Here is a 24,090-nt window from a genome sequence, read left to right on the forward strand (position 1 = left end):
GGTTTAAAACTGTGGTTTAGTCTTTTAATATTTCATCAGGATTTAATAATTCTGGCTCACCATAACCTAACTTATCTAGATTTTTAAGCTGTGTTTTAGCATCACCTACAATTAAGTAAATCATTTTATCAGGATTAACATACTCGTCTACTAACGCTTTTACATCTTCTACAGACATGTTTTTTACCCCTTGCTCCCTTTGCTTAGCATAATCTACAGGATAATTATAAGTACTAATATTAAGTAGCATATTTAATTTAGAGTCCATAGTTTCAAAAGCTCTTGCATTACTCTTTATCATGTATCCTTTAGACACATCTAAATCGTTTTGGTTGTAACCTTTGCTGTAATTATTAAAAATATCCTTAATTAATTGTGAAGCCTCATAAGTTACATTTGTACGTACACCACTAGAAACTGTAAACAAACCTGCAGTTTTATCTCCACTAAAGCTAGAGCGTACTCCGTATGTATATCCTTTACCCTCTCTAAGCTCTTGTGTTAATTGAGAAGCAAAACTACCACCTCCCAATCTATAGTTCATTACCTGTGCTGGGTAATAATCTTTATCTGTAGCTGCTATTGCAGGTGCTCCAAACAAAAGAACAGATTGCTTAGCATCTGGTACATTGTAAAAATATACTTTAGATTTCTCTGGAGTTTTAGCTGCTATAACCGTTGGCACATTCACATCTTTCTTTTCCCATTTTGTATTTAACGTTTCTAAAGATGCCGTTACATTTGCAGTTGTAATATCTCCTACAATATGAAAGCTAGCGACTGTTGGCGATACATTAGCTTTGTAATAGTTTTGTAAATCTTCTAATGTTATTGCCTTTACAGATGCCGTTGTACCAGCATTGTTATTCGCTAAAATATTGTCTTTGCCATAAAGTACTTTAGAAAACTCATCCCTAGCAATACTATTAGGGTTTGCTTGTGCTCTTTGCAACTGGCTAATAGTACTTTGTTTTAAAAGTGCAAACTCTTTAGCATCCCAACGTGTTTCTAAAATAATTTCATTTACAAGCTCCATTACTTTAGTGTAGTTTTTAGCTAAACTATTACCAGATATTGTAATATACTGGTCGTTGGCAGATGCATTAATACTTGCTCCTAAACTCTCTATTGCATTCTCTAACTCTTCTGGTGTTTTATTTTTTGTTCCTTTAGTTAACATAGAAGCTACTAAATTAGAAACACCAATTTTATTTTTATCTTCTAACAACATACCACCATTAATTTTAATACTAAACTGTACTAATGGCACTTCGTTATTTTCTATACCAAAAACCTTAATACCAGAAGAAAGTTCTTCTTTGTATACATCTGGGACTTTTACATCTGGACTAGATCCGTATGGCGGCTCTATACTACGATCAAAACTAGAAGGAGTTTTCTCATAAGTAGCAGCAATGCTAGGATCAAAACTACTTTCCTTACCTTCTACTATTTGCTCTTCTACAACCTCAGCTTTTGTAGAGCCTTCTAAAACCAAAGATGCTTGCCCTTTTGGCACTGCACTTACTGCAATAAAGTTTTTACCTTTTACATACGTATTATACACGCGCATAACATCTTCTTTTGTTACTGCTAGAATGTTTTTTACATCTTCACTAACGTAACCAGGATCACCTGCAAATATTTCGTATTGCGCCAACTGAAACCCTTTACCCAATACACTAGAAAGTGAATTGTAAAAATCTGTTTCTTGTCCTGCTTTAATTCTACTTATATCTGCATCAGAAATACCCTCTTTTTCAAACGTAGCAAATGCTTCTTGTATAGCACTATTCACTTTTGATAACTCTGTAGTATCAAAAGCAGTAACAGATAATGTTAACTCGCCCGCAAGTTCTGATGAGTAATTATACATACGTACAAAATCTGTAAGTTGCTTTTCCTCTACTAATGTCTTGTATAAAGGGGCTTTTTTTCCTGAAGATAAATAAGACGTTAATACATCTAATGCATAGGCATCTTTATCAAACTCTGGTACAGAAGGCCACGTTAAAGATAATTGTGGTAAACGAGCAAAGTTATCTTCATAATACAACTTTTTAGTTTCTGCCAATGTAACAGGTTGTTTCTCTAGAGCAGGAATTGCGTCTCCTTTTTTAATTTCGTTAAAATATTTTTTTACCCACGCTTTTGCTTGGTCCTTATCAAAATCACCCGCAATAGTTAGTGTTACGTTATTAGGAACATACCATTTATTATAAAAGTCTTTTACATCTTGTAATGTAGCATTTTGCAAATCTTCTAAAGACCCAATAACCGTCCAGCTATACGGGTGACCTTCTGGATATAATGCTTTTGTTTGCACATAATTTACGTGCCCGTAAGGATTGTTATCTACACGTTGCCTTTTTTCATTCTTTACAACTTCTTTTTCCTTAGCTAAAACAGGGTCTGTAACTGTATTAATAAAGTAACCAAGTTTATCTGCCTCTGCCCAAATCATTTTTTCTAAGGCATCTTTAGGAACAGTTTGGTAGTAATTTGTACGGTCTCTACTCGTAGATCCGTTTGCTCCAGAACCGCCGATACGTGCACTCATTTTATCTAAACCACCTTTACCAAGGTTTTCAGATTCTAAAAACAATAAATGTTCAAATAAGTGAGCAAAACCTGTTCTACCTACTTTTTCACGAGCAGAACCAACGTGACTAGTTAAAGCCACTGCCACAACAGGATCTGACCTATCAATATGAAAAATAACTTGTAAACCATTATCTAAAGTAAATTTTTCATATTCTACTTTAAATTCTGTTTTTGCTATTTCTTCTGTTTTCTGTTCCGGTTTCTCTTTACAAGAGACTACAAACAACACGGCTAATGCTGCTAAAAAAGGTTTCATTTTTCTCATTTTTTTTATTGATGAATTAGTTTTTAGTTAAGTGTAATTATTTTTTAGTTCCCATTAATACATTTACACCTTTTGGCATTGGATTACCAGATGTTCTGCGCATTACTACTATTTGTCCGCTATGCCAAATGGCATCTGTAATGGGTCCGTTTATAGCATTCCAAAACGGAAGTTTAAATTTTTCATTAAAAACCAACTCGTGCTCTTTTAGGTCAGTTGCATTTTTTAAAATATCACTAGCTTTTTTAAAATTTTCTAGTGTTTGCTTTCTTTTTTGTTCAAACGTTAGCTCTTGATTCTTATCTTCGTCAACCTTTAAACTTGTAGTTTTTAAAATCATTTTAGACAAACCATAAATATGATCTACAGTTTCTCCTGTACTTCTACCCTCTTCATTTGGCTTATATGTTAAATCTTCTGATCGTAAGCCTTCTGTTGCCCAATAATACCTAAAACCCAAAGCATCTATAGTTCTGGCTGCTACTGTACCTGCTGTAAAATTTTCTGGGGCGTCTGGTATTTGGTAATAAGGTAAGTCTTGCGCAGACTGCTCTTGCGCATTTGCAGACATCATAATCATTAGGGTTAAAACAATGAAGGTATATGTACGTTGCATGTATTTTTATTTAATTTTGGATATAAATATACATTAAACTTTATAGTAAAATATCACCCTATTAAAAAATGAAAACAAAACCAGAGTTCTATTTTAAAAATACTATAGAATGATTAGAGTGGTTACGCGACTACCAAAAAATTAGTTTTGGAATTTATATCATGTGAGATAAGATAAATCACGAAAAAGAAAGTATGCTTTGGATAGATGCTATAGAAAGTGGAGTTATACCCGCAAACCCGCAATTAGATTTTACTAAAAACCTTACTGCTTTTAGTACTTACAACAACCTTGTGCCATTATACAAAAAAAACAATATGTACAGTAACTAAATCAAGCTAAAAGAGAAGAAGCTAAACAAAAAAGAATCGCAGAGATTCTAAAACTCTACGATTCTAATATAAAATCTAAATATGTATAATTACTTATAACCCGCTTATATAATTACTGTACGGATCTTTAAATTGTATGCCTTCTGTAAATCTGTATTTACTTAATTGCTTAAATTGTACCAAGCCCCAAAGTATAAACTCTTTTACAAAATAGCTTTCTTCTTTTTTTAATTTTGGTTGATGTGCTCCTAGCAAATCATCTAACGGAGATACAGCATCTAACATATTTGTATATTCTTTATCACTTAGATCGTCTAAAAGCTCAAAACCAGCTTCGTTATTAAAGAACCAAGAAACTACATCGTCATACGGACTAGCATCTTCTTGCTTTTTAAGTTTTTCAATCTTAGGAAAATACTCTACAAATAATGTTTGTACCGCTTCACCTATTAAATTATAGGCAACACTTGCTGCTCCTTCTTGTTCGCCTTCGTAAACCAATTCTACTTTACCTGTTATCGCTGGTATAATACCAATAAAGTCACTTAGTCTAACTGTTGTTTTATTTTCTCCGTTTTTTAAAGCTCTAAGTTCTGCTGTACTTAATAAGTTTTCAAAAGCAGTAATACTAAGTCTAGCACTTACTCCACTTTTTGCATCTATATATTCACTTTTACGTGCTTCAAAAACAATTTGTTCTAAAAGATCTTTAGCTAAATCTGGCACTAAAATAGCGTCTGACTGTCTGCTATCTAATTTAGCTTCCTGTGCCGTAATAATTTTAGCCGTTTCTATATCTTCTGGGTAATGCGTAAGAATCTGCGATCCTATTCTATCTTTTAAAGGAGTAACAATACTACCCCGATTTGTATAATCCTCAGGGTTTGCTGTAAATACAAACTGCATATCTAGGGGCAATCGTAATTTAAAACCTCTTATTTGTATATCGCCCTCTTGTAAAATATTAAACAAAGCAACTTGTATTCTTGCTTGTAGATCTGGCAACTCATTAATAACAAAAATACAACGATTGGCACGCGGTATCATCCCGTAATGTATTACTCTATCATCTGCATAACTTAATTTTAAGTTTGCTGCTTTTATAGGATCTACATCTCCAATAATATCTGCTACAGTAACATCTGGCGTTGCTAATTTCTCTGCAAAACGTTCACTTCTATGCATCCAAGTAATAGGTGTATTATCACCTTCTTCTTTTATTAACTCTACTGCATATCTAGAAATTGGTTGTAATGGGTCATCATTTATTTCAGATCCTTTTACAACCGGTATATACTCATCTAATAAATTAAGCATTAGTCTAGCCAAACGTGTTTTTGCTTGTCCACGTAAACCTAATAAGTTAATGTTGTGTCTAGAAAGTATAGCTCGTTCTAATTCTGGTATTACTGTATTTTGGTACCCGTGGATACCAGTAAACGTTGCTTCTTTATTTTTAATTTTCTCTATTAAATTATCTCTTAACTCGTCTTTTATAGACTTGCTTTGGTATCCGGCTTTTTTTAATTCGCCTAGTGTTTTAATTGTATCTATTTTCATATTTTATTTTTAGAAATGAGGTTAATAGATTTAAGAAAACCGACTTGATTATAATTATCTTTTTTCTTAACGCTACGCTCTTAATTCTTTTATCCTTTAATTCGTTTTTTTCTATTGGTTTCGTAATCTTCAAAAATCATTTCTCCCAATCCTTTTAAACCAGTATAAAATGCTTTTCCTTGGTTTGCTTGGGTAAATGCCTTTACAAATTGCATTAAATACGGGTCTTGCGCAATCATAAACGTAGTTATAGGTATGTGCAACTTTCTTGCTTGTTGTGCCATTCCGTAACACTTATTAATAATATCCTCGTCTAGACCAACACTATTTTTATAGTATGTACCATCTGGCATTTGCAAACAACTAGGTTTACCATCTGTAATCATAAAAATTTGTTTGTTGGTATTACGTTTTCTTCGCAGTAAATCCATTGCCAACTGCAAACCAGCAACAGTATTGGTATGGTATGGTCCTACTTGTAAGTATGGTAAGTCGGCTATTTTAATAGGCCAAGCATCATTACCAAAAACAAGAATATCTAAGGTATCTTTTGGGTAACGCGTAGTTATTAACTCTGCCAAGGCCATAGCAACTTTTTTGGCTGGTGTAATACGGTCTTCCCCATAGAGAATCATGCTATGACTAATATCTATCATAAGCACCGTACTCATTTGTGATTTATGCATTGTTTCTTCAACCACCAAATCATCTTCAGTTAAATTAAAATCATCAATACCATTATTAATTTGCGCGTTTCGTAAACTCTCCGTCATAGATACTTTATCTAAAGCATCTCCAAATTGGTAATTTCTAAAATCTCCAGTATGCTCATCTCCTGCACCTACACCTTTGCTTTTATGGTTCCCTGAACCGCTACGCTTAATTTTACCAAAAATCTGATCTAGTGCTGCCTGGCGTATAGCTCTTTCTGTTTTAGCCGTAATAGCAGTACCATTAGTACCATCTGGTTTTATTTCTTCTTTTATATACCCTTTAGCTTTAAGGTCTTCTATAAAATCGTCTATGGTATAGTCTTCTGTAGTAAGTTTATATTCTTTATCTAACTCCCGCAACCAATCTATAGCTTCATCAAAATCTCCAGATGTATGTGTAATAAGCTCTTTAAATATATCAAAAAGCTTTTCAAACGGAGTTTGTGAAGGGGCTTTGTATTCTTTAAAAACAAAACCTTTTCTGTTTATTTTATCATTCTTCATACAAGTATAAAAATACGGATTTTTGAGTTAAACATTGGTTTTCAGAAATGAAATTATATTAAATGTTTGCTAAATAACAGAACGCTTTGTTAACATATTATTATGAAATTTTGATAGAGTTTTCATTATTTTCGGAAACTTTAAATAAGTTCCTATTGAAAATAAAAATTAATAAGCTTGCGAAAAGCACTCGTTTATACAGAAAATTACATAAAACAATAGCAATTGTCTTGGTGTTTTTTATTCTACTTATAAGTGTTACAGGTGCCTTACTTGCCTGGAAAAAAGAACTTTATTTACAGCCACCAACATCTAAAATAGCGCACAATAATAAAGCGCTTGTTCCTTTAGAAATAATAGAACAAAATGCTATTGCCTATATAGACTCTTTGCAACTCTCTACTACAATTAACAGAATAGACTACAGGCCTACAAAAGGCATTGCTAAAGTTAGTTTCGAAGATCACTTTACGGAACTACAAATAAACTGTTACACTGGTAAAATTGTATCCGCAAAGCAGCGTACAGATACTATTATAGAAATGATACACGATGGGTCTATTCTAGATTTTTTAATAAAGAATAATACCTCTGCATTTAAACTCTTTTACTCATCCATAATAGCTCTAGGCCTTATATTTATAAGTGTAAGTGGAATTATACTTTGGATAAACCCTAAGAAAATAAAAAAAATTAAATCTACTGACAATCAATAAAATAACTCACAAATACCTATTTTTAAACCAAACTAAGATCAACTAAAAATGAAAAAACTACACTCACTTTTATTCTTTTTTACCGTCTTGTGCCTTTCTGCACAAGATTTTAAAATGGACTATGTACAAGATTTAAAACCTAGAAATATTGGCCCCGGAGGTATGAGCGGCCGTGTAACTGCCATTGATGCAGTACATACCAATCCTGATATTATTTATGCCGGTACAGCTTCTGGTGGATTATGGAAGTCTACTTCTGGTGGTATAAAATGGGATCCTATATTTGATAAGGAAGTTACGGCTTCTGTTGGTGCTGTTGCTATACAACAAAGTAACCCATCTGTTATTTGGGTTGGTACAGGCGAAGGTAACCCAAGAAACAGTTTAAATGGTGGTTACGGTATTTACAAATCTTTAGACGGTGGTAAAAACTGGTTGCCAATGGGCTTAGAAAAAACCAGACACATACACAGAATTGTAATAGACCCTACAAATCCAAATATAGTTTATGCTGGTGCAATTGGTTCTCCTTGGGGAGAACATCCAGAACGTGGTGTTTTTAAAACTATTGATGGCGGTGTTACTTGGAAAAAAATATTATTCACCAACAACAAATCTGGTGTTGCAGACTTGGTCATGGACCCTACAAACCCAAACAAGCTAATTGCTGCCATGTGGGAGCATAAAAGAGATCCTTGGTTTTTTAAATCTGGAGGTTCCGGCAGTGGTTTGTATATGACCCATGATGGCGGAGAAAACTGGAAAAAAATAACAGAAGAAGATGGTTTACCTAAAGGTGAGCTAGGCCGTATTGGTATTGCTATTGCACGTAACAAACCAAATGTTGTTTATGCTTTAGTAGAAGCTAAAAAAAATGCACTATACAAATCTGAAGATGGCGGATTTAAGTGGAAAAAAATTAATGATAAAGCCGATATAGGAAATAGACCTTTTTACTACTCAGAAATTTACGTAGATCCTAAAAACGAGAATAGAGTATATTCTGTTTTTACTTATATAAATGTATCTGAGGATGGAGGAAAAAACTTTAACCAATTAATGCCTGCTTATGGTGCAGATAATGGTGTGCACCCAGATCATCACGCGTGGTGGATACACCCTGAAAACGGAGAATTTATGATGGACGGTAATGATGGTGGATTAAACATTACCAAAGATGGCGGTAAAACTTGGCGTTTTATTGGCAACTTACCTGTAGCTCAATTTTATCATATTAATGTAGATAATGAATTCCCTTATAATGTTTATGGTGGTATGCAAGACAATGGTTCTTGGCGTGGACCTGCTTTTGTTTGGAAATCTCAAGGGATACGTAACAGCTACTGGCAAGAAATTTCTTTTGGAGACGGCTTTGATGTTGTTCCAGATTTAGATGATTCTCAGTACGGTTATACTATGAGTCAGCAAGGTTCTTTATCTAGATACGATTGGAAAACCGGTAACAACTACTCTGTAAAACCAACTTCACCAGATGCAGAAACTAAATTACGTTTTAACTGGAACTCTGCAATTGGGCAAGATCCTTTTAACAACGCTACAGCCTATTTTGGTAGTCAGTTTGTTCATAAAACTACAGATAAAGGGTTAACGTGGACTGTAATCTCTCCAGATTTAACCACTAATGATCCTGAAAAACAAAAACAAAGTGAAAGTGGTGGTTTAACTATGGATGCCACTGGTGCAGAGAATCATTGTACAATTTTAGTCATAGAGCCTTCTTCTGTAGAAAAAGATATGCTATGGATTGGTACAGATGATGGCCGTGTACACATAACACAAAACGGCGGCACTACTTGGACAGACGTTACTAAAAACGTTAAAGGTTTACCAGAAGGCAGTTGGATACCACAAATTAAAGCATCAAACAAAAACAAAGGAGAAGCGTTACTTATTGCCAACGATTATAGAAGATTTAATTACACACCTTATGTATACAGAACAAGAAATTACGGTAAAACGTGGACAAGAATTGTAGATGAAAACGATGTTAAGAGTTATGCTTTAGCTATTATTGAAGATCCAGAAACACCAAACTTATTGTTTTTAGGTACAGATGATGGATTATATGTTTCCTTTGATGCTGGTAGTAAATGGCAAAAATGGACAGAAGGTTTCCCTACTGTATCTACAAAAGATTTAGTTATACACCCTAGAGAGCACGATCTTGTTATTGGTACTTTTGGTAGAGCTGCTTGGGTTTTAGATGATATTAGACCACTAAGAGCTATAGCTAAAGACAAAACTTTACTTTCTAAAGATGTTGTTTTATTTACACCTCCTACAGCATACCAAGCTGCATACCAACAACCAACCGGAAGCAGATTTGGTGCAGACGCCTTGTTTAATGGCGAAAACAAAAAAGGTGGTGCCATGCTAACGTATTTCTACAAGAAAAAAGAAAAAGTAGAAAAGCCAGAAGCTACTAAAGATAAAAAAGATGACAAAGATGATTCTCTTGCTAAAAAAGATGGCGTTGTTTCTAAAGATTCTTTACATTTTCAGTTTTATAATGGTGATGATTTAATACGTACTATTAAAATTAAAGCTCCTAAAAAGACAGGATTACAACGTTACTACTGGAATATGACGGAAAAAGGTCCAGAAAGACCATCGCGTAGCATAAAAAAATCGAAAAGAGAGCCTAGCGGACAAGGTGTAAAACCTGGCACATACAAAGTGCAGTTAACATACGGTACAACTACAGCAGAGACAATGCTAATTGTAAAATCGGATCCAAGGTTAAATGTATCTTCTGCTGCTATTAATGATGTTTATGCTGCCAACAATGTTTTAGCTAATTATACACAAACTGCTGCAGACGCTGTTAAACAATTGGTAGAAAGTAAAAATACAGCAACTAAATACAAAGCAGATTTATCTTTATTGGACAAAGAAAAATACAAAGAAGAGATAAAATTATCTACAGAAATTGTTAAAGAAATAGATAGTGTTATGGCTCTTTATTTAGGTACAATAGACAAAAGGCAAGGGATAACAAGAAATCCAGAAATAACAGTTATGCAAAGAATTAGCAGTGCCAGCGGGTATGTCCGCAGCAGAAAAACTGGCATAACTGAAACAGAAAAAAGATTAATACAATTTGCCAAAGAAGAGTTAGAAAATACTTTAGAAAAAACAAATACATTTTTTACAGAAAAATGGAATCCCTATAAATCTAGAATAGGCGACTTAAAAACTATTTCTTTTAAAGAAATTAAAACCTTTAGAGTTAATTAAAAGGATAAGAGTAATAGATTTTTTACCTTTATGCTTTATTAAATAATAGTATTATGAAAAAGATAAAATTAGTATGTGTAAGCTTATTAGCCGTAGCAGCTTTTAGTTGTAAAAATGCAAACAAAGAAGATTCTCATAGCTCAGAAGACCATAATGATGCAGATCATAGTCACGCAGAGACAGAAGTACAATATTCTTTAGTAGCAGATTCTACAAAAGCTAGTTTTACGGCGTACAAAACTACAGACAAAGTACCTGTTGGTGGAACATTTAAAACTATTAACATTACTAAATCTAATACTGGTGCTACAGCTTTAGAAGCTTTAAATGGCACAGAGTTTAGTATTCCTGTTAGTAGCTTATTTACAAACGATGGTACTGGAACTAGAGATCCTAAAATTTTAGAATTCTTTTTTGGTGTAATGAAAAACACCGAGTTAATTTCTGGGGTTTTAAAGGTTGATGGAGATAAAACTTCTTTAGAGGTTACTTTAAACGGAGAAACGGCTAGCATACCATTAGAAACTGAAAAATTAGCTGATAACAAATACACCTTTACTGGAGTAATGAATTTAGGTGAGTGGAGTGCTTTAGATGCAGTTGCATCTATTAACAAAGCTTGTGAAGCATTACATACTGGTGCAGATGGTATAAGTAAAACTTGGGAAGATGTTGCTATAAAAGGAGAGGTTCTTTTAATGAAAAAGTAATATACAGAAACTCCCAAAAGCAATCTATATAAAAGCTACGTTATTACGTAGCTTTTTGTATTTTTAGAATCTAGATATATAAATTTATATGCAATTAGAAACCCTAGTAGTACAGTTTCAGCAAAAAGATCCCAAAGCTTTTGAAAAACTCTACAATATGTATGCAGAAAATATCTGTGGTGTAATTAACACTATTGTTAAGAACTCAGATATATCGCAAGAAATTTGTCAAGATGTATTTATTAAAATATGGAATAATGCTGATAAATATAATTCTTCTAAAGGTCGTTTTTTTACTTGGATTTTAAACATTGCGCGTAATGCCGCTATCGATGAAGTGCGCTCTAAGTCACACAAAAACAGCAAACAAAACCTATCTGCAGATTACTTCGTAGGTATACTAGAAGACAGTACAAATCTTGATCATAAAACTGATGCTATAGGTATTAAAAAGTTTTTACAAGATTTAAAAAGCACCTGTGTACAGATAATAGAAATGCTGTATTTTAAAGGGTATACACAGAAGGAAGCTTCTGAGGAGTTAAATATTCCTATTGGCACTGTTAAAACAAGAAATAGAAGTTGCATTTCGCAATTAAGAAAAAATGTATTGAACTAGGCATATGAATATTGAAGAATACATATCATCCGGAAAATTAGAACTTTATGTTGCTGGTTTGCTTTCTAAAGAAGAAAACGAACAAGTACATAAAGATGCTGAACAATATCCTGAATTAAAAAAGGAAATAGAAGCTATAGAGGCGTCAATTTTAGCTTTAAGTAAAAAAGCTGCCCCAACTATGGACAAAGCTAACTTTAACGCACTAAGACCTAGACTAGGCCTGTCTGAACCTAAAGTTATAGCATTACCAAAAGAAAAAAGCAACTGGTCTAGTTATACTGGTTGGGCTGCTGCTGTTGTTTTATCTGCTGGTTTATTTTGGATGTACAACCAGAATAAAGAATTAGAATCTAAAATAGAGGTAGTATCTCAAGAAAAAGAAACTTTAGAAACTACCATAGAGAATGCCAACAACTCTTTACTAAAATCTCAAGATTTATTAAATACAATTAGAGATAAAAATATTGCTGTAGTTGCCTTAGGGGGACAAGCCGTATCTCCTGAGTCTTTTGCTAAAGCGTATTGGAACAAAGCAGAAAAGAAAGTATTTATAGATGCAAAGGGATTACCACAGCCTCCAGATGGTTTTGTATACCAAGTATGGTCTTTAAAACTTAATCCTTTAACGCCAACCAGTCTTGGTTTATTAGAAGACTTTAAAGGTGATAAAAACAAAATATTTGCGTTAGCAAATAACAATGAATCTGAAGCATTTGGTATTACATTAGAACCAGCCGGAGGTAGTGAGTCTCCAAATCTAGAGCAACTATATACATTAGGTGTAGCTTCTAACTCTTAATAGTTTAAGAGTACAAACAATAAAAAATCCTCTAGTCTATACTAGAGGATTTTTTATTTTATATGATAGTAGCGCATAAAAAAAGCTCTACACGCGTAGAGCTTCCTTATTTAACAAAACCAATAAATGTTAAACAAACATATTTTAAGAACCTACTAAAAAACACTACTTGTGTATCTTAATCTGTTTATCTTTTCTTTTGTGTGTGTTATTATACTCCATCTTTTTTAAAGATTTATGAGCAGCTAATAACTTATAACCATAAAAGGCCATAATTGCGATCCAAAGTATAAAAAAGTAATATTCCATATACAAATATGTTTTAATACAAATAGTACAACTTTAGGAATTGCACTACCGCGATTTTCACTACATACGGAGTTTTAGGTTAAGTGGTTTTATTAAAACTGTATTTTTATCAATTTAGTATTGAAGATACAAAAAAATCTTAAATTTTGTTAAAAAAAAAGTGCCTAAAACATAACTGTTTTGGCACTTTTAGCAACAACCTACAACTAAGCTCTACAAAAGTTGTACTTATAAACAATCCCTAACCTTACTTATAATAGCTTAATCTTCTTCTCCATATTTGGACCTAATTCGTAAATAGCTCCAGATAATTCTACTTTTAATTCTTTGACCTTTTGTGTATTACCTGCTGCTTTGTATATTTCTGCAGCATTATATAAAATATGTGGTTCAAAAGTTTTACCATCTATATGCTTTACTATAATTTGTAGAGCATTAGTTAAATCTCCCTTTTTATAAAGACTGTTGGCTAATAACATATACGACTCTGGTGTTTCTCTATTTTTAATTTCTTGTTCTGCTATTTCTAGAGCTTTTGTGTATAAATCTGTGTAATCTAAATAAAAATTAACGTTATAACTGTTGTACATAGCTCCATACGCAGGGTTGTCTACTGCCTTTATGTATTGATCCATATTTTTAAGCTTCTCTTTATGGTTCCCTTGATATTCTGCAATCTCTGTCTTTAACAAATAGTAATCTGGAGAATTATAGTTTTTGGTAATCGCATTTAGAATGCGCAATGCTTCTTCTGGGTTTCTTTCATGAGAAAATACAATCCAAGCAATTCCCTTTTTAGCATACGCATTGTGAGGTTCTAACTCTAATGATTTTAAATAGTAGTTATAAGAATCTTTAATTCTTCCGGCGTGACCGTAATAATCTGCAATATTAGTGTAAGACCATATTTTAAGAGTTTTATCATTCGCCATTTCTGCTAATTGCTTTGCTTTTTCCATATACGCAATGGTTGCTTCTAAATCACCTTTATAATCTTTCCATTTAGCAATACGTATTAAATAACCAAAACTATTTTTATCTTTTAAAAGGTTCAAGTTATTTTCGGCTTCCGTATAATTTCCTAATTCCATATACACATCAAACAAAAGACCTTGAGTTTCCTCTACTCCACTTCCCATTTTTTGCGCTTTCATTGCCATTTCTAAAGCTTCTTTAAATCTGTGTTCAGAAATATAAGTACGTGCTAAAGACCTATAATACCCAGCTTTACCAACTGCTGCAATTTCTACTGCCTTAACTAAGCTTTGTTCTGCCTTTTTTAAGTATTCTATTTTGCCAGTATTTTTAAAATACCTGTTATACTCTTGCGCAACTATACCAAAACTGGTTAATTGCATACTGTCTGGTTCTATTTTTGAGTTCCACAACTCATATTTTCTTGAGGTTGTTTTTTCTGCATCAACCTTTAAATAAGCATTGTAATCTTCTGCACTTGTAACTGCTGTACTGCCTCCTAAATTACAAGAGACCAAAGTAATTGTTAGTATAAGTAGGGCTATCTTTTTCATTATATTTAATTTTTGTAGAGTTATAAAAAGTAGTAATAAAGGGAGGCAAAAACCTCCCCTTATAGTTATTGTATTCTAGTTTTCTGGAGTTCCTAAAAAAGGAAAATCAGTAGAAACTGTAGCTGTTAAGCTAACACCATCTGATGTTAAACGAGGTAAATCTGCCATACCATCGCCATCTGTATCTTGACCACTAAAACGATCGCCTTCAGCTCCACCAAAAAGTAGAATTAAAGAAACATCAATAACATCGTCTGTAATTAATCTTCCAGTTAAAGCAACTTCATCACCATCTGGAACTAAAATTCTACCATCGCCATCGTTGTCTGTACCAGGATTAAAGTAAGTAGTTGGTAAATTAGGAGCAACTTCTAAAACATCAGCAGCTAAATAACCAGTTAATGTAGCAGCATCTAAACCTAAAATATTGTTCTCGTAGTTTACAGCTGCAGGATCTGCTCCTAATAAATTTGCATAAACATCATGGTATTGTTCTAACCTTGCTTCAAAACCTGCCTGAAACATAGCTCCCATTTCCGATGGTATTGTAACATTCTGTGCGTCTTTTACACTTGCTTGTCCGTTCATGTCAAAAGACAAAACTGTATTTATACCTGGTCTCCCCATATGGTCTACCTGTGCATACGTTCCAGAAAAATCAGTCGTTTCTGGTTCCATTTGCATATCTCCGTTATCATCATCAGAACAAGATGCAATAGTTAATGCCGCTCCAAAAGCTAAGGCAAGGTGTTTTATATTGTTTAGTTTCATAATTGTAAATTTTTAGTGTTGTTATTATTTTTTGTTTGTAGTAACCCAAGTTTTGTATACTTCTAAACCTAAAGCATTAGTAGCAGTAGTAGTACCTAACATTGCATTAGGAATCTCTATTGCTATAGACATCGTATTTGCACCATCAAAAGTATCTACAGCCTCTGTAGAAACTTTAAAACCTTCTGGAGCCATACCACCTATTACAGCATTAAATTGGAAAAAATCAAAAAAGAAAGCATCTTGTCTTGGGCCAGCAAATAACTTAACTCCGTTAGATAACTCTTCTACTGTAGCCGTAGCATTAGAAATAGCAACAGATCCTAAAGGAGAATCTACCATTACTTCTCCGTTTAACCCTGTAGAAGATGGAGCAACTGGACCAAAGAAATACATTTTACCATCTCTTGGTATAGCTTGTATCACTATATCCTCTACTAAATCACCATCTCTATCAATATTTATTTCTGTTAATACGCCTTCGTCAAAAGTACCATAAGCTAAATCTGGAAGAACACTTGTTTGTAAGTCAACAATAAATACTGTATTGTCTGACCCAACTGTTGGCTCAAAAGCATAAAAATCTGCAATATCCGCAGTCTTACCTGTAGTAGACGGAGCATCAATATGATCTGCCGCTACTAATACCACACCTACTATTGCTAGTAAGCATACAACTAATAAATTTCTGTTTTTTCTCATTGTAGTATGTTTAAAATTAAATTCGCCTTACCTACGCAGCATTGATTAGGAGGGTTTGGTTTTTAATTGTTAAAATTATGTTAAAACGAAATAATCCATTTATTACATCTATACAATATATAGCTTAGCATAAAAATTAAGTTATGAACCCTTCTTCTTCTGGTTGGATAGATAAGTTTGGACAAACGGTAACAAATAGTGGCGTTACTTATTCTAATTTTAATGACTTATACCGTAGTCTTTCGACTACAGGTTTTATTTATGGAATACACGTAAAATGGTTAGATTTTATACCAATTACACACACACCCACAGAGGATGAAAATGCAAAAGCAAACCTTATTACTGCTTTATATTTTACGTATGTTATAGCGTACAATGACAAAAATTATAGCAATTTTGTAGAAAAAACGAACCACTTTTACGAAGCTCTAGGAGTAGATTCTAGCTTTTTTGACAAGGTTTTTACCAGTTCTAAAGCGAGTAACAAACTAGAAATACTTATAAAATCTAGAGTCTCTTTAGAAGATAATTTAATAAATAAAACCTTTGGAAGCTCTGTTACAAACACCTTGCTATTTGTTGATGTTTTACTTTTTAAACGTTTTTTGCAGGATGAAAAAGACATAAAAAAGTATGCTGAAGAGTTAGAATATATCTTAATAAATCTTGTACACCACACGTTAAATTCTAAACATCAGCAAAAATATGACGAGCGATTAAGTTATTTATTTATTGCTTCTTTATCGTTTTTACCTGACGATTATCATCATTTTGATGCACAATATAGAGTTCGTTTAATTGATAAATTTACACCCGAAGTGTATCACTATTTAATGGATATTATTTGTGTTACAGCCTGGGAAGATTTAACCTTAGACTACAAAGAATCTGAGTTTGTTTTTGGTATCGCAAACGATCTAAATTTGACAAAAAAAGAAGTAGAAAACTCTATAGAAAAAGTAGCTGTATTTTTTAAAGAAAATGCTAAAAAAATACCGCATTTAAAAGATCATAATTTAGCTGAGAAATTCTACGATAACACGTCTAAATTTGCCAATAAACTAATACTAAGAAATAGTAAAAGATTGCAAAAAGAGTTATCTGAAAGTAAAGAATTAGTCGCCCTAATTTCTAAATCTACGGTTACAAATTTAAGTGTAGAAGAAAAGAGAAAAGTACAAAACCAACTCTTAGACATTTTTAAAAGCATACCGTCTTTGGCTATTTTTATGTTGCCAGGAGGAGCTATTTTACTACCTATTTTTATTAAACTGATTCCAAAATTACTTCCCTCTTCTTTTGATGAGAACAGAATAGAATAACAATACACAAAAACATAAAAAAACCTAGTATAGAGAAAACTTATACTAGGTTTTTTTATTATATTACCATACTGCAAACCATTTATTTAAAAAGCACTACTCTAACCACAACTTAAAGTCTTTTACCTTTTCCCTACTCACTATAATTTCTGACTCACTGTACTTATTTAGCACTATTTTTAATCTAGAATTTGTGTAAGATACAATATCTTTTATAAAATTTACATTTACATAAAACTTACGACTAACTCTAAAAAAGTTTTTAGGTTCTAGCTCAGATTCTAAATTCTCAAGGCTAATATCTAACAGGTAATTTCTACCATCTGAAGTAGCTGCATATGTGCCTTTATTCTCGCTATAAAAACATTCTATCTCATCTGCATTTATAATCTTTATATGCTGCCCAACCTTAACCGTAAATCGCTTTTTATACTCGCGCTCAATTGGGTTTACAAGCAGTCTTTTTATGTCTTCAAAATCTACAGATAATTGAGTTTTAGAAGAGGCCATATCCCTGTACTTTTTAACAGCAACTTCTAGCTCCTCATCATCTAAAGGTTTTAGCAGATAATCTATGCTATTTAATTTAAAAGCTTGCAGCGCATATTCATCATAAGCAGTGGTAAAAATAATAGCGCTTTTCACCTCTACTTGATCAAAAATTTCAAAAGACAAACCATCTGATAATTGTATGTCTAAAAAAATTAAATCGGGGTGCTTGTTCTCGTTAAACCAAATTATAGATTCTTCAACCGAGTGTAACATTGTAGAAACTGTAACATCTAATTCTGCAAGCAATCTACTTAGTCTTCTTGCTGCTGGTTTTTCATCTTCAATAATTATTACATTCATTGGTTTGGTTATTTAGTTATTGTTGGCAACATAGAAAAATTAATTTAAAACTGCCTGTTCTATTTCTAAATTTTAAGATCGTATTTTTTAAATTACATGTATTTGGTATCGTTATCTTCCTCCATATATTTTTCAATTTGGCGTTGCTCCCAGTTTTTATAAAACCGAAACTTGTCTTTAAAAACATAAAGCCCATGACAGGTTAGTCCAAAGAGCCAAAGTAATGGCAATATCGTCATATTAACATCAATCCAATTCGTAACGTTTTTTCCTACAACATCAAATTCAACAGAGAAGCTATCTATCATTTTAAATCTAACTATTAAGACTATACTATTAACAACCAAAAACCAAGCTAAATGATTGTAAAAATCCATAATTTCTTTTACTTTTTTTTCCGCTCTTTCTAATTTACCCAATGGTTCTTTTTTCATTTTATTTCTTTTTTAAAAAATCATCTGACTCTCTTTTTTCCTTTTCCATGTACTTTTCTATCTGACGTTTCTCCCAGTTTTTACTAAAAAAAGGTAACGAACCATATACTTTAGAATAATGGCCAACGAGTCCTATTCCCCAAAAAAATGGTGTAAAGTAAGTTCCTATATTTAAAAAGCCATCCCATCCAGAGTTGTAAACAACATTGCCAACAATAAAGGTGTTTACTATTACATATACTGTTAGGTGTACGTAAAACCCTTTTAGCTGCTTTATTTTTTCTTGAGCTCTCTCTAGCTTTTCGTTTCTATATTCTTGACTATAATCTTCCATTACCTCCATTTTTTATTAGTTTCCTCATCCTCTTTCATCAACTGGTTAATTTTCTTCTGCTCCCAGTCCTTACCCATAAACGGAAAAACATTAAATACTTTTACCGCTTTAAAAACAAGACTAATACCCACTCCTAATACAACCCATAAAAACCAAGGGTTACTAAATTCGTTTACATAGTAGTTTATTGCAGCTACTACGGCTATTGTAAAAGATGAAGATATTACTTTGTTGTAAAACTCTTTTTCATCCTTTACACGCTCTTTAGCCCTTATATATTTGTCTTCGTTAGTGTTAATTTCCATCTTTCTATTTTAAGGTTAGTTGGTGTATTATTTTAAAACTTGTCGTCTTCCATGTATTCTTTAATCTTACGATTCTCCCAGTTTTTGCCAAACAATGGATTGTAACCAAAAGCCTCCATACCGTGAGCAGCTAACCCTAAGCCCCAACCAAAGGCAGGAAATACTGACCAAGGAAAATCTGTAGTTCTATAGTTTAACCATATTAAAAATGGAATAACAAAGCAATAGGAAACTAGGTTGTATGTAAACCCTTTTATTTTCTCTACTCGTTCTTTTGCGCGTTGATATCGTTTTTCGTCTAAATGTACTTTTTGCGTTTCCATGGTTGATACTTTTTTGGTTAAGATTGGCAAGTGAACACTAAATTCTGCTGCGTCTTTGTTGATGATTACTGTTCTGTCTGTTAACATTTTGTAGCGTTGATGTATGTTTTTAAGTCCCACTCCACTACTCTTTTTAACAACTTTTTTCTCTTGTAAATTATTACTCACAATTAGCATATTATCTATTTCTTCAACCCTTAAATGCAATGGTTTATTGGATGACACTATATTGTGTTTTACTGCATTCTCTAACAACAATTGTAAAGACAATGGTATTATTTTAGCATCTGGATTACTACTTTTTTCTGGCACTTCAAAAACAATACTGTCTTCAAACCTCATTTTTAGTAATCGTATATATGTTTTAGCAAACTGCAATTCTTCGTCTACTGTCACCAAATCTTTATTTTTCTGTTCTAAAACATATCTGTATACTTTAGATAATGATGTAGTAAACTTTTGCGCCTGGAACGGATCTTCTTCTATTAAACTTGTTAGCACATTTAAGCTGTTAAATAAAAAATGTGGATCTAACTGGTTCTTTAAAGCATCGAACTTTGCAGAAGCCGTACCTGCTATAATTTTTTGCTCTTTTATTTTAGAATCTTGTATGTATTTATAAAAATAATACGCGTGTAATGCTAATGAAACTACTATAGAAATTAATAGCGCTAACATATACGGCGCCAGCGTTTGGTTGTTTACAAAATGCTCTATACTGTTACCAAAAAGAACAATTGCTATTATAAATTTTACTATTGCAAAAGCAATAACCGTAAGTAATATGGAGCCAAATGCACCAAACCACAATCTCTTTTTTGGTTGATGTTCCCAAGTATACACTTTAGTTATGTATTGAAAATAATAAGCATTTACCACACTTAAAACAAAAGAATATAAAAAGCTAATAGCCGCATTACGTAACGCATTGGTTAAAGAAAAGCCGTTACTAATAGTACCCAATACATTTATAATGGTTAGTACAATTGTAATGTAAATACTTATTTTTAATATTTTTCTTATGTTGAACATTCTAAAAATCTGATTTGCCTCTAAATTACTAAATATTTGTTGTTCTTATCTGCTACAAAGTTGAAGTATTACCTACACTACAACAATAAAATAAAACCGAATTGTATGTTTTTGCAGATGAGCTGTAAAAAATTAGTACAATTCTGTAATCTACACGACTAAAACTCAGAAAAATTAAAGGAACAAAGTAAAACAAACCCTTATCTTTGTCGTTAGAATAGCAATTATAATGAAAGAAGTACAAGCAACTAGAATTAATAAATATTTAAGTGAAGTTGGTTATTGCTCTCGCCGAGCGGCAGACAAACTAATAGACCAAGGACGTGTAACCATCAATGGCAAAGTGCCAGAAATGGGAACTAAAATAGTTCCTGATGATGAAGTACGCGTAGATGGAGAGCTAATTTCTGAACCTAAAGAAGATTTTGTATATCTAGCTTTTAACAAGCCTGTTGGCATTGTTTGCACCACAGATACACGTGTAGAAAAAGATAATATCATAGAATATATAAATTACCCTAAACGTATTTTTCCTATTGGTAGATTAGATAAGCCTAGTGAAGGTTTAATATTCTTAACTAACGACGGCGATATTGTAAACAAGATTTTACGCGCTAGAAATCATCACGAAAAAGAGTACATAGTTAAGGTAGATAATATTATTACAGACGAATTTCTACACCAAATGAGTAATGGTATACCTATTTTAGACACTATTACCAGAAAATGTAAAGTAGAAAAATTAAGTAAATACGAGTTTAAAATTATACTTACACAAGGTCTTAATAGACAAATTAGAAGGATGACAGAGTATTTAGGATACAATGTTGTTACACTAAAACGTGTACGTATTATGAATATTTCTTTGGATATGCCAGTTGGCACGTACCGTGAGTTTACTAAAGAGGAGCTTACAGAAATAAATAGACTTGTAGAAACATCTACAAAAACAATTAGAAATGATTAAAAAGTATGCCTTTGTTATAGTTGTTGCGTTTACATTATTTTCGACTTCTCTTACTAGTCAGAATATAAAGGCAATGACCTTTAATATTAAGTATGATAATACTGGTGACACTATAAACAATTGGAACTTTCGCAAAGCTAAAATGGTAGCTTTAGTACAACATTACAATCCAACTTTTTTAGGTATACAAGAAGGCTTACACAACCAAGTTAGGTATTTAGATACTAATTTACCAAACTACAGTTACGTTGGTGTTGGTAGAGATAATGGCAAGGAAAAAGGAGAATACAGTGCTATTTATTACAACCATAAAGACTATAATGTAATAGCTACCAATACATTTTGGTTATCTACAACACCTAATAAAATCTCTATTGGGTGGGATGCATCTATGGAACGTATTTGTTCTTATGCCCTTTTTGAACATAAAATAACAAAACAGAACTACTGGGTATTTAATACTCATTTTGATCATATTGGTGTGGAGGCTCGTAAAAACTCTGCCAAACTAATTACAGAAAAGATTAAGAGTTTAAATACAGAAAACAATCCTGTTATTTTAATGGGAGATTTTAATGTTACCCCAATTACAACAACTATTACAACCATAAAAAATTACCTAGAAGATAGCTACTCTGCAACAGCAGAAAAACCATACGGACCAAAAGGCACTTTTAATGGCTTTACAGATATGGTTTTAAAAGACAGAATAGATTACATATTTGTAAAAAATCTTGATGTTTTATCTGTGCTAATTATAGATGACAGACTAGACAACAACAAACACGTATCTGATCATTTACCTGTACTTACAACACTAACTATAAAAAAGTAATAATGTATATTCCGCCAGCTTATCAAAATAAAAATGTAGAAGAAGTAAAAAATTTTATAACCAAAAACAGTTTTGGTATTTTGGTAAATCAAACTAACGGCAAACCTTGGGCTACGCACATACCTTTGGAACTAGCTCGTAAAGACGGAAAAGACATACTTGTAGGCCATATTGCAAAAGCAAACCCGCAGTGGCACAATTTTAAGGAAACTCCAGAAGTGCTTTGTATTTTTAACGGACCACACGGCTACGTCTCTTCTTCTTGGTACAAAGATGAAGAAGTACCAACCTGGAACTATATTGCTGTACACGTATACGGCAAAGTGTCTATTGTAAATAATGCTACTGCTATGGAAGGTTTACATACGTTAGTTAATAAATATGAGAAAGCTTCTGAGTGCCCTATACATTTAGATAATTTATCTAAAGGCACCTTAGCGCAAGTAAATGGTATTGTTGCTTTTGAGATTGAGATAACAGACATACAAGCCACCTACAAACTGTCTCAAACAAGACAAGAAGACAAACCCAAAATAATTGAAGAGTTAGAAAAAAGAGATGTAGGCAGTAAGGAAATTGCTGAGCAAATGAAAAAGCAAAAATAGGGATCTACTAAAACAAAGTAGATACCTAATAATTTTGTATTTTTAAATATGCCAACAATCAACCTAAAATCTTTACGCTCTAAAACGATACTTATTTTTGTAGGCATCACTTCCCTTTTTCAAATTACATCTTGTTCTAGCGATAGTAAAGAAGAAGAATTACCAACACCTACAATACCAAATGTTGTTTTTACAGCTATTGGCGATGTCCCTTATAATACTGAACAAAGAGATTCTATTATTAAGGTTATTGCTGCTCATAACACAAAAGCCAAGTCGGACTTTGCAATTCATTTAGGTGATATAAAACCTGGAGCCGGCGCTTGTGAAGAGGCCGTTTACAAAGATGTAAGCAACATTTTAAAACAGTTTAACACACCAACCTTTGTAGTTCTTGGAGATAACGAGTTTAACGATTGCATAGATCCGGAACAAGGTTTAGCGTATTGGAACACTCATTTTTTAAAATTTAATACAAACTGGACCTTTGCACCTAAAGTTAGCTACCAAGCAGAACGACCAGAAAATTTTAGTTGGGTACAGAACAAGGTTTTATTTATAGGCATAAACATAGTTGGCAGCACAGTACACAATACAACAGAATGGGAAACAAGATTAACAGATAATGCAAATTGGGTACAACAACACCTGCAGGCAGAAAAAAACAATGTAAATGCCGCAGTTGTATTTGGACACGCAAATATTACGGAAGGAGACGCTACCAAGTTTAATACATTTACTACCGTTTTTAGATCCAGTGCAGCTGCTTTTAAGAAACCCGTACTTTATGTACAAGGAGACGGACATATTTGGTTTACAAATAAACCTTGGCCAGAAAAAAATATAACTCGCGTACAAATAGAAGGCGGACATAGAGCTGTAGAAGTTACAGTAGACCCAAACAAAAGTAATCCGTTTAGCTATAACCGTACTTTTTTAGATTAGAAATAGGTTTTATTTTCTACCCCACAACACCTGTTTTTTATTTCATTGCATTACACAATACTCTTTATACTTTCTACTTAAGACATTATACGTTAAAGTTTATTTTCTATTCTCTATTCTCTA

24 protein-coding genes are annotated in these 24,090 nt (G+C 32.8%); 11 read left to right on the top strand and 13 right to left on the bottom strand.

Translation table 11 applies throughout. The features are described 5' to 3' along the window. Positions 1-16: 16 nt before the first annotated feature. Complete coding sequence (locus M4I21_RS03645; RefSeq protein ID WP_249557682.1) at positions 17-2,869, bottom strand: M16 family metallopeptidase; 2,853 nt, start codon at positions 2,867-2,869, stop codon at positions 17-19. Between the two features lie 37 nt (positions 2,870-2,906). After that, on the bottom strand, positions 2,907-3,485 hold the full coding sequence (locus tag M4I21_RS03650; RefSeq protein ID WP_249557684.1) for a DinB family protein: 579 nt from the start codon (positions 3,483-3,485) through the stop codon (positions 2,907-2,909). Between the two features lie 194 nt (positions 3,486-3,679). On the opposite strand from M4I21_RS03650, the gene M4I21_RS03655 reads away from it, so the two are divergent. After that, on the top strand, positions 3,680-3,817 hold the full coding sequence (locus M4I21_RS03655) for a hypothetical protein (protein ID WP_249557686.1): 138 nt from the start codon (positions 3,680-3,682) through the stop codon (positions 3,815-3,817). 93 nt (positions 3,818-3,910) lie between these two features. On the opposite strand, the gene M4I21_RS03660 is transcribed toward M4I21_RS03655, so the two are convergent. Beyond that, a complete protein-coding gene (locus M4I21_RS03660; RefSeq protein ID WP_249557688.1) occupies positions 3,911-5,377 on the bottom strand; it encodes a MoxR family ATPase in 1,467 nt (488 codons plus the stop codon). Between the two features lie 89 nt (positions 5,378-5,466). Then, complete coding sequence (locus tag M4I21_RS03665) at positions 5,467-6,594, bottom strand: vWA domain-containing protein (RefSeq protein WP_072301835.1); 1,128 nt, start codon at positions 6,592-6,594, stop codon at positions 5,467-5,469. A gap of 155 nt (positions 6,595-6,749) precedes the next feature. Here M4I21_RS03665 and M4I21_RS03670 point away from each other — a divergent pair, with 155 nt between their 5' ends. The 5 genes from M4I21_RS03670 (at position 6,750) to M4I21_RS03690 (ending at position 12,699) form a co-directional block, all read left to right on the top strand. Further along, complete coding sequence (locus tag M4I21_RS03670) at positions 6,750-7,310, top strand: PepSY domain-containing protein (RefSeq protein WP_249557689.1); 561 nt, start codon at positions 6,750-6,752, stop codon at positions 7,308-7,310. A 48-nt stretch (positions 7,311-7,358) separates the two neighbouring features. Then, positions 7,359-10,568 (top strand): VPS10 domain-containing protein, encoded by a 3,210-nt coding sequence (locus M4I21_RS03675; protein WP_249557691.1) that lies wholly within the window; start codon positions 7,359-7,361, stop codon positions 10,566-10,568. 53 nt (positions 10,569-10,621) lie between these two features. Beyond that, complete coding sequence (locus M4I21_RS03680) at positions 10,622-11,278, top strand: hypothetical protein (RefSeq protein WP_249557693.1); 657 nt, start codon at positions 10,622-10,624, stop codon at positions 11,276-11,278. Positions 11,279-11,366: 88 nt separating this feature from the next. Beyond that, the gene (locus M4I21_RS03685) at positions 11,367-11,897 is read left to right on the top strand and encodes an RNA polymerase sigma factor (protein ID WP_072301831.1); all 531 of its coding nucleotides are present in this window, start codon (positions 11,367-11,369) and stop codon (positions 11,895-11,897) included. 4 nt (positions 11,898-11,901) lie between these two features. Beyond that, on the top strand, positions 11,902-12,699 hold the full coding sequence (locus M4I21_RS03690; protein WP_249557695.1) for an anti-sigma factor: 798 nt from the start codon (positions 11,902-11,904) through the stop codon (positions 12,697-12,699). Positions 12,700-12,864: 165 nt separating this feature from the next. Here M4I21_RS03690 and M4I21_RS03695 read toward each other — a convergent pair whose 3' ends face one another. The 4 genes from M4I21_RS03695 to M4I21_RS18640 form a co-directional block, all read right to left on the bottom strand. After that, entirely contained in the window at positions 12,865-13,008 is a 144-nt protein-coding gene (locus M4I21_RS03695; RefSeq protein ID WP_249557697.1) for a hypothetical protein, read from the bottom strand. A 251-nt stretch (positions 13,009-13,259) separates the two neighbouring features. Continuing rightward, complete coding sequence (locus M4I21_RS03700; RefSeq protein ID WP_249557698.1) at positions 13,260-14,537, bottom strand: tetratricopeptide repeat protein; 1,278 nt, start codon at positions 14,535-14,537, stop codon at positions 13,260-13,262. A 75-nt stretch (positions 14,538-14,612) separates the two neighbouring features. After that, a complete protein-coding gene (locus M4I21_RS03705; protein WP_349628820.1) occupies positions 14,613-15,308 on the bottom strand; it encodes a hypothetical protein in 696 nt (231 codons plus the stop codon). Between the two features lie 24 nt (positions 15,309-15,332). Beyond that, positions 15,333-16,010, bottom strand: coding sequence for a DUF4331 family protein (locus tag M4I21_RS18640; protein ID WP_349628821.1), 678 nt, complete (start codon positions 16,008-16,010; stop codon positions 15,333-15,335). Between the two features lie 143 nt (positions 16,011-16,153). Between M4I21_RS18640 and M4I21_RS03715 the strand changes: the two genes are divergently transcribed. After that, entirely contained in the window at positions 16,154-17,335 is a 1,182-nt protein-coding gene (locus M4I21_RS03715) for an LETM1-related biofilm-associated protein (protein WP_249557699.1), read from the top strand. A 96-nt stretch (positions 17,336-17,431) separates the two neighbouring features. Here the strand turns inward: M4I21_RS03715 and M4I21_RS03720 are convergent, their stop codons facing one another. The 5 genes from M4I21_RS03720 to M4I21_RS03740 form a co-directional block, all read right to left on the bottom strand. After that, positions 17,432-18,187, bottom strand: coding sequence for a LytR/AlgR family response regulator transcription factor (locus tag M4I21_RS03720; protein ID WP_249557701.1), 756 nt, complete (start codon positions 18,185-18,187; stop codon positions 17,432-17,434). A 92-nt stretch (positions 18,188-18,279) separates the two neighbouring features. Then, the gene (locus M4I21_RS03725) at positions 18,280-18,621 is read right to left on the bottom strand and encodes a 2TM domain-containing protein (protein WP_249557705.1); all 342 of its coding nucleotides are present in this window, start codon (positions 18,619-18,621) and stop codon (positions 18,280-18,282) included. 1 nt (position 18,622) lies between these two features. Further along, positions 18,623-18,955 carry a 2TM domain-containing protein gene (locus M4I21_RS03730; RefSeq protein ID WP_249557706.1) on the bottom strand — a complete coding sequence of 111 codons (333 nt, stop codon included), beginning with the start codon at positions 18,953-18,955 and terminating at the stop codon, positions 18,623-18,625. Further along, complete coding sequence (locus M4I21_RS03735; protein WP_249557708.1) at positions 18,955-19,260, bottom strand: 2TM domain-containing protein; 306 nt, start codon at positions 19,258-19,260, stop codon at positions 18,955-18,957. Before M4I21_RS03735 ends, M4I21_RS03730 begins: the two co-directional genes overlap by 1 nt. A gap of 32 nt (positions 19,261-19,292) precedes the next feature. Further along, positions 19,293-20,615, bottom strand: coding sequence for a 2TM domain-containing protein (locus M4I21_RS03740; RefSeq protein ID WP_249557709.1), 1,323 nt, complete (start codon positions 20,613-20,615; stop codon positions 19,293-19,295). A gap of 229 nt (positions 20,616-20,844) precedes the next feature. Between M4I21_RS03740 and rluF the strand changes: the two genes are divergently transcribed. The 4 genes from rluF to M4I21_RS03760 are packed head-to-tail and all read left to right on the top strand — an operon-like array spanning position 20,845 to position 23,967. Further along, complete coding sequence (rluF, locus tag M4I21_RS03745) at positions 20,845-21,582, top strand: 23S rRNA pseudouridine(2604) synthase RluF (protein ID WP_249557711.1); 738 nt, start codon at positions 20,845-20,847, stop codon at positions 21,580-21,582. After that, positions 21,575-22,417: an endonuclease/exonuclease/phosphatase family protein gene (locus M4I21_RS03750; RefSeq protein ID WP_249557712.1), complete on the top strand. Its 843-nt coding sequence runs from the start codon at positions 21,575-21,577 to the stop codon at positions 22,415-22,417. The genes rluF and M4I21_RS03750 overlap by 8 nt, the downstream gene beginning before the upstream one ends. 2 nt (positions 22,418-22,419) lie before the next feature. Next, positions 22,420-23,022 carry an FMN-binding negative transcriptional regulator gene (locus M4I21_RS03755; RefSeq protein WP_249557713.1) on the top strand — a complete coding sequence of 201 codons (603 nt, stop codon included), beginning with the start codon at positions 22,420-22,422 and terminating at the stop codon, positions 23,020-23,022. Positions 23,023-23,070: 48 nt separating this feature from the next. Continuing rightward, entirely contained in the window at positions 23,071-23,967 is an 897-nt protein-coding gene (locus M4I21_RS03760) for a metallophosphoesterase (RefSeq protein ID WP_249557715.1), read from the top strand. Positions 23,968-24,090 lie beyond the last annotated feature (123 nt).

The sequence above is a fragment of the Cellulophaga sp. 20_2_10 genome (assembly GCF_023476645.1).
Lineage (GTDB): Bacteria > Bacteroidota > Bacteroidia > Flavobacteriales > Flavobacteriaceae > Cellulophaga.

Coding starts and splice junctions, on each gene's coding strand:
- M4I21_RS03645 (WP_249557682.1), bottom strand. CDS start 2,869: ATGAGAAAAATGAAACCTTTTTTAGCAGCATTAGCCGTGTTGTTTGTA.
- M4I21_RS03650 (WP_249557684.1), bottom strand. CDS start 3,485: ATGCAACGTACATATACCTTCATTGTTTTAACCCTAATGATTATGATG.
- M4I21_RS03655 (WP_249557686.1), top strand. CDS start 3,680: ATGCTTTGGATAGATGCTATAGAAAGTGGAGTTATACCCGCAAACCCG.
- M4I21_RS03660 (WP_249557688.1), bottom strand. CDS start 5,377: ATGAAAATAGATACAATTAAAACACTAGGCGAATTAAAAAAAGCCGGA.
- M4I21_RS03665 (WP_072301835.1), bottom strand. CDS start 6,594: ATGAAGAATGATAAAATAAACAGAAAAGGTTTTGTTTTTAAAGAATAC.
- M4I21_RS03675 (WP_249557691.1), top strand. CDS start 7,359: ATGAAAAAACTACACTCACTTTTATTCTTTTTTACCGTCTTGTGCCTT.
- M4I21_RS03680 (WP_249557693.1), top strand. CDS start 10,622: ATGAAAAAGATAAAATTAGTATGTGTAAGCTTATTAGCCGTAGCAGCT.
- M4I21_RS03685 (WP_072301831.1), top strand. CDS start 11,367: ATGCAATTAGAAACCCTAGTAGTACAGTTTCAGCAAAAAGATCCCAAA.
- M4I21_RS03690 (WP_249557695.1), top strand. CDS start 11,902: ATGAATATTGAAGAATACATATCATCCGGAAAATTAGAACTTTATGTT.
- M4I21_RS03695 (WP_249557697.1), bottom strand. CDS start 13,008: ATGGAATATTACTTTTTTATACTTTGGATCGCAATTATGGCCTTTTAT.
- M4I21_RS03700 (WP_249557698.1), bottom strand. CDS start 14,537: ATGAAAAAGATAGCCCTACTTATACTAACAATTACTTTGGTCTCTTGT.
- M4I21_RS03705 (WP_349628820.1), bottom strand. CDS start 15,308: ATGAAACTAAACAATATAAAACACCTTGCCTTAGCTTTTGGAGCGGCA.
- M4I21_RS18640 (WP_349628821.1), bottom strand. CDS start 16,010: ATGAGAAAAAACAGAAATTTATTAGTTGTATGCTTACTAGCAATAGTA.
- M4I21_RS03715 (WP_249557699.1), top strand. CDS start 16,154: ATGAACCCTTCTTCTTCTGGTTGGATAGATAAGTTTGGACAAACGGTA.
- M4I21_RS03720 (WP_249557701.1), bottom strand. CDS start 18,187: ATGAATGTAATAATTATTGAAGATGAAAAACCAGCAGCAAGAAGACTA.
- M4I21_RS03725 (WP_249557705.1), bottom strand. CDS start 18,621: ATGAAAAAAGAACCATTGGGTAAATTAGAAAGAGCGGAAAAAAAAGTA.
- M4I21_RS03730 (WP_249557706.1), bottom strand. CDS start 18,955: ATGGAAGATTATAGTCAAGAATATAGAAACGAAAAGCTAGAGAGAGCT.
- M4I21_RS03735 (WP_249557708.1), bottom strand. CDS start 19,260: ATGGAAATTAACACTAACGAAGACAAATATATAAGGGCTAAAGAGCGT.
- M4I21_RS03740 (WP_249557709.1), bottom strand. CDS start 20,615: ATGTTCAACATAAGAAAAATATTAAAAATAAGTATTTACATTACAATT.
- rluF (WP_249557711.1), top strand. CDS start 20,845: ATGAAAGAAGTACAAGCAACTAGAATTAATAAATATTTAAGTGAAGTT.
- M4I21_RS03750 (WP_249557712.1), top strand. CDS start 21,575: ATGATTAAAAAGTATGCCTTTGTTATAGTTGTTGCGTTTACATTATTT.
- M4I21_RS03755 (WP_249557713.1), top strand. CDS start 22,420: ATGTATATTCCGCCAGCTTATCAAAATAAAAATGTAGAAGAAGTAAAA.
- M4I21_RS03760 (WP_249557715.1), top strand. CDS start 23,071: ATGCCAACAATCAACCTAAAATCTTTACGCTCTAAAACGATACTTATT.